5 protein-coding genes are annotated in these 9,663 nt (G+C 67.2%); 2 read left to right on the forward strand and 3 right to left on the reverse strand.

The features are described 5' to 3' along the window. On the forward strand, nt 1-1,366 hold a 1,366-nt coding region (locus MJ783_RS18955; protein WP_239312206.1), incomplete at its 5' end, for a WD40 repeat domain-containing protein. A gap of 97 nt (nt 1,367-1,463) precedes the next feature. Here the strand turns inward: MJ783_RS18955 and MJ783_RS18960 are convergent. Next, nucleotides 1,464-3,869, reverse strand: a complete 2,406-nt coding sequence (locus MJ783_RS18960) for an Hsp70 family protein (RefSeq protein ID WP_239312209.1) — start codon at nt 3,867-3,869, stop codon at nt 1,464-1,466. A 556-nt stretch (nt 3,870-4,425) separates the two neighbouring features. Between MJ783_RS18960 and MJ783_RS18965 the strand changes: the two genes are divergently transcribed. After that, on the forward strand, nt 4,426-5,994 hold the full coding sequence (locus MJ783_RS18965; RefSeq protein WP_239312212.1) for an alkaline phosphatase: 1,569 nt from the start codon (nt 4,426-4,428) through the stop codon (nt 5,992-5,994). A gap of 174 nt (nt 5,995-6,168) precedes the next feature. Here the strand turns inward: MJ783_RS18965 and MJ783_RS18970 are convergent, their stop codons facing one another. Together MJ783_RS18970 and MJ783_RS18975 are read right to left on the reverse strand one after the other, a co-directional pair. Then, a complete protein-coding gene (locus MJ783_RS18970; protein WP_239312214.1) occupies nt 6,169-6,831 on the reverse strand; it encodes a two-component system response regulator in 663 nt (220 codons plus the stop codon). Nucleotides 6,832-7,143: 312 nt separating this feature from the next. Then, a partial coding sequence (locus MJ783_RS18975; protein WP_239312216.1) for a response regulator occupies nt 7,144-9,663 on the reverse strand: 2,520 nt, incomplete at its 5' end.

Here is a 9,663-nt window from a genome sequence, read left to right on the forward strand (position 1 = left end):
CACCCCCGCCCCCGCTCCGGTCGCACCTGGCCGGCGCGGGCCTGGCTGGCGCGGGGGCGGCTGGCGCGGGCCAGGCCGGCTCAGTCTCCTCGCGGCGGTGATCGCGGCGGCGTGCGTCCTGGCTGTCGTCGTTGCGGGCAAGAACAGCGGCCAGCCGGGCACCGACCGAGCGGCGGTGTCCCGACAGCTCGCGACCGAGGCGAGCGCGAGGCGCCAGGGCGACCCGAACCTGGCCGGCCAGCTCGCCGTTGCCGCATACCGGATCGCGCCGACAGCCGAGGCGCGGCGCGCCATGGTCGCGTCGTTCGTCGCCACATCCGCGGTGTCACTGCCCCAGCGCGGCGCGAAGGTACTCGATGTCGCCTGGGACGCCGATGGCCGGGCGCTCGCCGAGGCCGACGCCGACGGGCGGGTACGGTTATGGGATCTCAGCGATCGCCGCAAACCGGTTCTGACCGCCGACCTCGGCCCGGAGATGACCGGGCAGGCAAACGGCGTGGCGCTGAGCGCGGACGGCCGCCGGCTCGCGGTCGGCGGCGCCGACAACACCGCCCGGCTCTGGGCCGACCGGATGTGGGAGGGCAACGCTTCGGACGCAAGCGGGCAGCCCAGCCGGCTTGACGGACACATCAGCCCGGTCGTCCGGCTCCTGTTCGACCCCACGGGCAAACTGCTGGTGACGGCGGGCGCGGACGGGACGGTCGGGCTGTGGAACATCGCCGATCCACGGCATCCGGTATCACTGACGTTCCTGACCAACCGTGGCGGGCTGGTGACGGACATCGCGCTGCGCCCGGACGGCCGGCTGCTGGCTACCGCGGCCGTCAACGAGACGGTGCGGTTGTGGGATCTGGCCAGCCCCGGGCAGCCACAACAGATCGCCACCATGACCGGGCATGTCGGTGCGGTCGTGACAGTGGCCTTCAACCGGAACGGACATCTTGCGGTAACCGGCGGTGATGATAACACGTTGCGGCTGTGGGATCTGTCAGACCCCACCAAACCGCTGGCAGTCAGCGTCCTGGCGGTCCACTCCAACCGCGTCACCGGTGCCGCATTCGGCACGGATGGCCTGCTGGTATCCGCGGGCGCCGATGGTGCCATCGTGTTCTGGGACGCCACGGCGAAACCCGTCGAACTGACCCGGCTCATGAGCCGGAGCACCACCGCTGTCAGCCGGCTGGCGGTGTCCGGTGACGGACACGCGTTCGCGGCCGGTGGCGCGGACGGCGATCTGCGGGTGCTGTCGACCGATCCGGACACCCTCGCCCAAGCCGCCTGCGCGGATCCACGTTTCCGGCTGGACCCCGAGGGGTGGCGACGGTGGGTACCGCGGCTGCCCTATTCCGACCCCTGCCCGCGATAGCCCCTGGTCCCCAGCAGCCGGCAGACGCAGCCGTTCAGCCCCGCGATACCGCCAGGGCGGTGGTATCGCGGGCAGTCCACGCCGCCGCCGGGCACATTCACGCCACGACCGGGCCGACCCCCGCGGTGAGCTTGCCGGCAAGGTTGATGTTGGCGGTTGTCGTCTCGTTGTTCCGCGGCACCTCATGGGACCTGAACGCGATGTCCTGGCCGTTACGCACATAGAAATTGACGAACGCGGCCGTGGCCGGCCTGCGCAGGGCTTCCTTGCTTACATACAGATAGAGCGGTTTACACAACGGGATATAGGTGCCGGTCCCGGCGGAGACCACCGACGGCGAAATACACCCGCTGCCGTTGTCCAGCTCCACGCCACGAATCTTGCCGCCGTACGTCTCGAACGTCGGGAAATCAAGAAAGCCCAGCGCGTTCTTGTCCTGCGCGACGTTCTGCGCCACGCTTTCCAGCTCGACCGCGCGGTACCCGCGGACGTTGTCGCTCGCCCCGTTCACCTCCTGGTTGAAGACCTGGCCGTGGACGGACGTCGGCGCTGGGCCGAACAGCTTCACCGGCTCGTTGGGAAAGCTCGGATCGATCTGGTTCCAGCTGGTGACTGTCGAGCCCTTCTTCCAGATGTTCGTGAGCTGACTGAGCGTCAGGCAGCGCGCCCAGGTGTTCTGCGGGTTCACGATGACCGGCAGGGTGTTGTGGGCGATCTCGAACTCGGCGACCCGATCCGCGCAGCCGGGATCGCCCTTGAAGGTGGTGTTCAACGCGAAGGAGGCACCAGCGATGTCGATCTTACCCTGACACAAACGCGTGAATCCGTCGTCGGTGGATGTTGCCTCCACCCGGACCGCGACCCCGCTCTGCTGCTGTCGGAACAGCGCGTAAGCAGTTTCGGTGATCGGTGCGACCTCGCTGGAGCCGGAGGCGAGAATGACGTTCTCAGCGCGGACCGACGGCTCGCCTGGCGGGGCCACCGCCTGGCCCTGGCCCACCGCCGACGCCCCGGCCGAAGGGAGCGGGAGCGGCCCATTACCGCCACCGGCGGCCGTGACAAGTCCAGCCGTTGTGGCCGCGATCAGGACAAGAACGGCAGCCGCCACCGAAACAATCCCGCGTCGGGTGCTGACAAAGCCGGCGAACGGACGACTTTTCGTCCGGCGGCCCGCATGCGCCGCGTCGGCGAACTCAACCGGCGTGACCCGGGCTGGAACCGGGAGCGCATGCGCGGTGCTCACCGGCGGCGCGCTGACCGCAACGGGTACGCTCGGCGACGACGGGGCTCCACCGGGCCGGCTGCCCACAATCGACGGAATCACCGGTGGCGAGGTCCGCGGAACCGGCGGGACACTCAGCGCCGGCGGGACACTCAGCGCCGGCGGCTCGATGATGACTGTTTGCAGTGGGGGTACGGCCTGGCGCGCGCCCCGCGCGGCAATGAGCGCCGCGCCGAGGGCGACATCACCAGGTGAGCCGATCTCCTGTCTTCCGGCGTCCGGGAACGCTTCGGCAAGGACCCGGCCGACCAGCGGGATCCGAGCCGAGCCGCCGAGCAGCAGCAGCGCGGACAGATCCGCGGATGTCGCCGGAACCGACCGCAGTACGCGCTCGAGCACGCGGACCGTGTCGTCCACCATGGGCCGGATAAGGGACTCGAGCTCGTCCCGGGTCAGCCGCACGGACTCCGGCATGCCCACGCCACCGACCGGTGGCAGGCCAACCGGGACATCGACCACATCGTCCTCGGAGAGGATCTCCTTTGCCTGGGCGCACTCAGAGCGTAACCGGCGCAGCGCCGCCGCCGTCACGGGATCCGCGTGGTCGAGACCGGATGCGGCGCCACCAAGCTTTCGCAGTACATGGGCCACCACGATGTCATCGATTTCCATGCCACCAGCGCGGGTGATCCCGGCGGGGGTACCGGAAATCTGGAATCCGGTGGGCATCGTGGCCAGCACCGCGGCCTCGAAAGAGCCCGCGCCAAAGTCGTAGATGCCCACGAACGCCCCGGGGGCCGGCGCGCTCCGGCGGTTGAGCAGCGCGCCAACAGCGTCGGCGGAGGAGCACACCGTGATCGGGACATCGGCGTCAACCTGGCCGACGGCTTCGGCGAACAGCTCGCACCGAAACCGCGACCAGCTGGCCGGATGGGCGACGACCACGTGGTCGGGGAGCGCCTTGCGCAATCGGGCGGCCGCGGCGACGACCCAGTCGACCAGGCGTGAAACCAGTGCCTCGGGGGTGTAGGCAGCCTCACCGAGCAGCACGGGCGTCGGATCACCCACCCGTCGCGGGAAACCGCGGGCAGCCCGGCCCGGATCGGCCACCGCGCGGCGTTCGGCCGCCCGACCAGCCTGAATCTCGCCATCGGGCGATGCGTAGACGACGGTCGGAACGTCGGTTCCGCCACCGAGAGCCAAGATCTGCGGCCAGCCGTCGTCGATCGCGGCGACCACCGTGTTGGCCGAGCCCAGGTCAACTCCCAGCTGATATCCCATACCGCCCCCGAACATCGACCACGAGGTTGATCAACGAGTCAGGCCGGCACATCGATCAACGTGTTCGCCCGGATTATAAGCGCAGGACCAGCGGGCTGCTACAGCCGCATACCGCCGATCAGCAAATCAGCACGGCTGTAGCATGATCAAAAAATATCAATCACAGCCGGAAACACGCAGCACCACGGATGGACCGGCGGCGGCCTCCACGGGAACAGTGGATCACATACAGCTACCGCGAAACAACCACCGGCCGGCAATCAGCCAGCCGCACTCGTGCATTCTTTTGCCCAATCGATCCATCAACAAAAGCAATCGCACGCCACGGCGAAGTCTTTTTTCACTGAACCCACCTTCATTGATTTATCTTTTGTTAACGATTTTCGATCCGTTTACCACCCGGACAGCGCACGGTGCTGAAATCCGAGAGGCACTGAGCTGGCCCGCTCGCCCGTCACGGCCTACCGCGCCGCTCAGGGGCCGGCCGGTCCATGTGCGAGAAAGGCCGTCCCGCACGCCATTCCGTAGATAGCGAAGTTGCGTCCTGGAGGGGGCTATGGAATCTGTTGACTCGATCAATCCGAACCTGGCACGCCGCGGTTTTCTCGTGGTGTCCGGGCTGTCCGCGGCTGGAATTGCGACCGCGTCACTGCCGGCCGCGCGCGCGGGCGTCCCTCGGATCAACGGCTACCCGTTCACGCTGGGCGTGGCATCCGGAGAGCCGACATCGCACGGAATCGTCCTGTGGACCAGGCTCGCGCCGTCACCGCTGGAGCCGGGCGGCGGCATGCCCAACCGCTCCTACCAGGTGCGGTGGATCCTTGCCGCTGACGACCGCCTGACCCGTGTGATCCGTAGCGGAGAAGCACCTGCCAAACCCGAATGGTCACACAGTGTACATGTCGAGGTTGACGGCCTGCTGCCGGGACGCGACTACTACTACGCGTTCGAAGTAGCCGGTGAGCGCAGCGCCATCGGGCACACCCGCACCGCTCCCGGCGAGGGCCGCAACGTCTCCGAAGTGACCATCGCGCACGTCTCCTGCCAGAACTACGAGGAGGGCTACTACGCGGCCTACCGGGAGATCGCCCAGCAGGACCTGGACGTCGTCTTCCACGTCGGGGACTACATCTACGAACCCAATCCGAAGCCCGGCCGCCCCCGGCTGCACGCGTGCCCGGAACCGAAGGACCTCGCTGGTTACCGGCTGCGGCTCTCGCAGTACAAGACGGACCCGGACCTCCAGGCCGCGCACGCGGCCCACCCGTGGGCGGTGACCTGGGACGACCACGAGGTCGCCAACGACTACACCAGTCAGACAAACCAGGATAACGAACCACAAAATATCTTCCTGGCGCGTCGCGCCGCCGCCTACCAGGCGTACTGGGAGCACATGCCGCTCCCGAACCGAGTACGCCGCGACTACGTGCTGTACCGCCGGCTGCGCTACGGCAACCTGGCCGAGTTCGTCATCCTTGACACCCGCCAGTACCGCGACGCTCACGCGTGCAACAGCAACGGTGTCAACAGCGGACAGATCGTCAGCTGCACCGAGAACCAGGACCCGGCCCGGAGCATCCTGGGCGCGCCGCAGCGTGACTGGTTGTTGAAGGGATTCACGAACGCGGGCGCGCGGTGGAACGTGCTTGTCCAGCAGATCCTGATGGCCCAGCTGGACCTCGCCCCCGGCCCGCTCCACTTCTGGAGCGAGTTCTGGGACAGCTACGCGGCCGAGCGCCGCACGGTCCTGCAGGCCATGCACGACCGGAAGGTCTCCAACCCGGTCGTGCTGACCGGCGACATCCACGCGTTCCTCGTCAACGACCTGCATACGGACTTCCGTGACCCGGACTCGCCCGTGGTCGGGACCGAGCTCGTCGGCACGGCGATCAGCTCGGTTCTCCCGGCGCCGTTCCCGACAATCATCAGGAACGCCCTCCCCCTGAACCCGCACATCAAGCAGTTCCAATCCGACTACCGCGGGTATATTCTGTCCACAATCAACCGCGATGTCTGGACGGCGGAGCTGCGGGCCGTGCGGGACTTCACCAAGCAGGATTCCGACGTGTTCCAGTACAGCACGTGGGCAATCGAGAACGGCAGGCCAGGAGCGGTGCAGGCCTGACCGCCAGCCGGTGGGCACGCATCAACGATCTTTCCAGGCCGCTGCGCCGATAGCGGTCTCGGCGATCGCGCACGCGGCGTAAAACGTCCCGTCCGGGCTCCGGCGAAACCGGCCGTCGGCCCGGACGGGAGGGAAAAGCGGCTGTCCCGTCCGGACAAGCCGTACCGATCCGCGTCAGAAATCAGGCACGCCGACGGCACCCGGCCGGGAGAACGGCGCCAGCCGCGTCAGCAGGCCGCGAACCTCTGCCGCGGCCGCGGCGATGGTCTCCTCGGGCATGCCCGGGGAGACCCCCTCCAGCAGGACCTCCAGGGCGGAGAGCCGTTCGACGATCTCAGCCATCAGATCAAAGTCCCGGACCCGGGCACGGGCAAGCTCCGCAACCCGCTCGTTCTTCTCGAACAGCTCGACGAACACCGTGACCTTCGCACGCAGCAGCCATGGGTCAAAGGGCTTGGCGATGTAGTCGACCGCGCCGACAGCGTAGCCGCGGAAGGCGTGGTGCGGTTCCCGATCGATCGCGGTGAGGAAGATGATCGGCGTGTCCCGCGTCCGGCCACGTTGTTTGATGCGATGAGCGGTTTCGAAACCATCCATCCCCGGCATCTGGACGTCGAGCAGAATCACCGCGAAATCATCCACCAGGAGACGTTTGAGCGCCTCCTCGCCCGAGCCCGCGGTGACCAGTTCCTGGTCGAGGGATGCGAGGATCGCCTCGAGGGCCATCAGGTTGTCCGGCCGGTCGTCCACCAAAAGGATCTTGCTGCGCGGGCGTTCCGCGCCGTGTGCCTCTTCACCGCTCCCGGTGTCCGTATGATCACTCTTGCATTCAGTCACCGCCCGCATCCTCCTTCACGCCGCGCCGCCGGCGGGGCATAGCTTCGAGCTCAACGGTACAAATGACTTCCGCCGTACTTCCCGATGCCACCGGCCTCGCTCGGTGGAAGTATCACCGAACCGAGCCAACCGCAATGAGACCGTCGGAGGACGCCGGATGTCCCCGGGGGAGCCAGCCTTTCATCCCCGCCTCACCCGCTCCGACGCACCCCGCTGACAGGCCCGGCGCTCCCCGGGCGGCGGCCCGGGGAAACCGCGGAAAACCGTGATCGCTACGCCGCCACCGGGGAGCCTCGCTCAGCCTCTGGGGGACTACAGATGAGACCGCATGGTGTCGAGCAGATGGTCAAGATCAACTGGCTTGGTGATGTAGTCAGTCGCCCCGGCCTTGAAGCTCTTCTCCCGGTCCCCCGGCATCGCCTTGGCGGTCAGCACCACGATGGGAAGAGCGGCGAACGCGGGCATCTGCCGGATCGCCGTCGTGGTCTCGTTCCCGTCCAGCCCAGGCAGCATCACGTCCATCAGAACAAGATCAATTGACAAGCCCTCCTGCTGGAGCAGCCGGATCGCGTCATGGCCGTTATCCGCGTACAGAACCCGCATTCCGCGCATCTCCAGGGCGCTGGTCAACGCGAAGACGTTGCGGACGTCATCGTCCACGACAAGTACGGCCGAGCCGGCCAGCGGGTCGGACTCGTCCAGGCCCACCGTCACCGCCGGGCCGCCCAGCTCCGCGGGCAGTTCGGTGAGGAACGGCGTGCCCGCCGGGTCGGTGTCCGCGTCGGAGCGGAACGAGCCACGTACCCGGACGCCCGACAACTGGAACTCCGCCAGCCCGGGTGTCCATGCGCCGCCACCACCGATAGCCGGCCGAACGCCGGTGGGCGGCGTCCCGGCAACGATCGTCGCCCTGTCGTCAGCCAGCCGCCAGCGCCCTGCCGCCCCGCCGGTCTCGGCGAGCATGATGATTTCCTCGCTGTCTCCGGGACTGGCCGACGGAAGCACTTCGGACGGCATCACCGAGGGGACGTACAGCGTGAAGGTGCTGCCCAGACCGACTGTGCTCGCGACGCCGATGGATCCGCCGAGCAGCCTCGCAAGCTCCTTGCTGATGGACAGCCCGAGCCCGGTGCCGCCGTAGCGCCGCGACGTCGTCCCGTCCGCCTGCTGGAACGCTTCAAAGATCATAAGAAGCTTGTCGGCGGCCACCCCGATACCGGTGTCGGAAACGCTGAACGCGAGCACGACCGGCGCGGACGACAGGACCGACGTGGTGAAGGCGACATCGGCCGAGGCGACCGTCACGTCCAAGCGCACCTCCCCGGCATCGGTGAACTTCACCGCGTTGGACAACAGGTTCTTCAGCACCTGCTGGATGCGCTGCTCGTCGGTGACGAACTCCTCCGGGACATCACCCGCGACGGTCACCTCGAAGGACAGGCCCTTCTCCTCGGCCATCGGGCCGAATACCTGCGCGACCGCGTCGCAGAGAGTGATGGTACGGACTGTCGCGGCCTCCACGGCCATCTTGCCGGCCTCGACTTTCGAGAGATCGAGAATGTCGTTGATAAGCCCGAGCAGTTCTGAGCCAGCCGAGTGGATCGTCTCGGCGAAATCGATCTGCTTGGCGGTGAGGTTCGCCTCCGGGTTGTCAGCCAGCAGCTTCGCCAGCAACAGCAGGCTGTTGAGCGGTGTGCGCAGCTCGTGACTCATGTTCGCCAGGAATTCCGTTTTGTACTGGGATGACAGCGCGAGCTGCTCGGCCTTCTCCTCCAGGCCGATCCGGGCCATTTCGATTTCGCCGTTCTTCTCCTCCAGCAGCGCGGCCTTCTCCTCCAGCTCGTTGTTGGTGCGCTGGAGCTCGACCGACTGCGAGCGCAGCTCCTGGGTGAGCCGCTGGGACTGGGCGAGCAGCTCCTCCGTCCGCGCGTTTGCCATGATCGTGTTCAGGACGACGCCGATGGTGCCGACCAGCTGGTCGACCAGATGCAGATGCAGCTCGGAGAAGGTGCTGAACGAGGCGAGCTCGATGACGCCGAGTACCTGATCCTCGAAGATCACCGGGGTGACGACGAGATCACTCGGTGGCGCGTCCCCGAGGCCGCTGCGGATACGCAGGTAGCCGGCGGGGACCTGCTCCACCCGGATACGCTTCTTCTCCGCCGCGGACTGACCGATGAGTCCCTCACCGAACAGGAACGTGCCGTCGGAGCGCTTACGCGGCGCCGAACCGTAGCCGGCGACGTGTCGCAGCTTGTCGCCCTCGATGAAATCGAGCAAGTAGACCGTACCGAGCTGGGCACCGACCGCCGGGGTCATCTCACTAATGATCATCTGGCAGACCGCGTACAGATCACGCTGGCCCTGCATCTTGCCGCCGATCCGGGCGATGTTCGACTTCAGCCAGTCCTGCTGGGCGTTCTTGTCGGTCGTCTCCCGCAGATTGGCGATCATCTGGTTGATGTTGTCCTTGAGCTCGGCGACCTCGCCCTCGGCCTCCACCGTGATGGAGCGGGTGAGATCACCGCGAGTGACCGCGGTCGACACCTCGGCAATCGCCCGCAGCTGTGTGGTCAGCGTGGAGGCGAGCTGGTTGACGTTGTCGGTGAGCGCCTTCCAGGTACCGTCCACCCCGTCGACCGTTGCCTGGCCCCCGAGCTTGCCCTCAACACCGACTTCCTTGGCCACCCGGGTGACCTCGTCCGCGAACGACGACAGCTGGTCGACCATCGTGTTCACGGTGTCCTTCAACTCGGCGATCTCACCCTGCGCCGACACCGTGATCTTCTGCGACAGGTCACCGCGGGCCACCGCCGTGGTCACCAGCGCGAT

The sequence above is a fragment of the Protofrankia sp. Cj3 genome (assembly GCF_917627355.1).
In the GTDB taxonomy this organism is placed as follows: Bacteria; Actinomycetota; Actinomycetes; order Frankiales; family Frankiaceae; genus Protofrankia.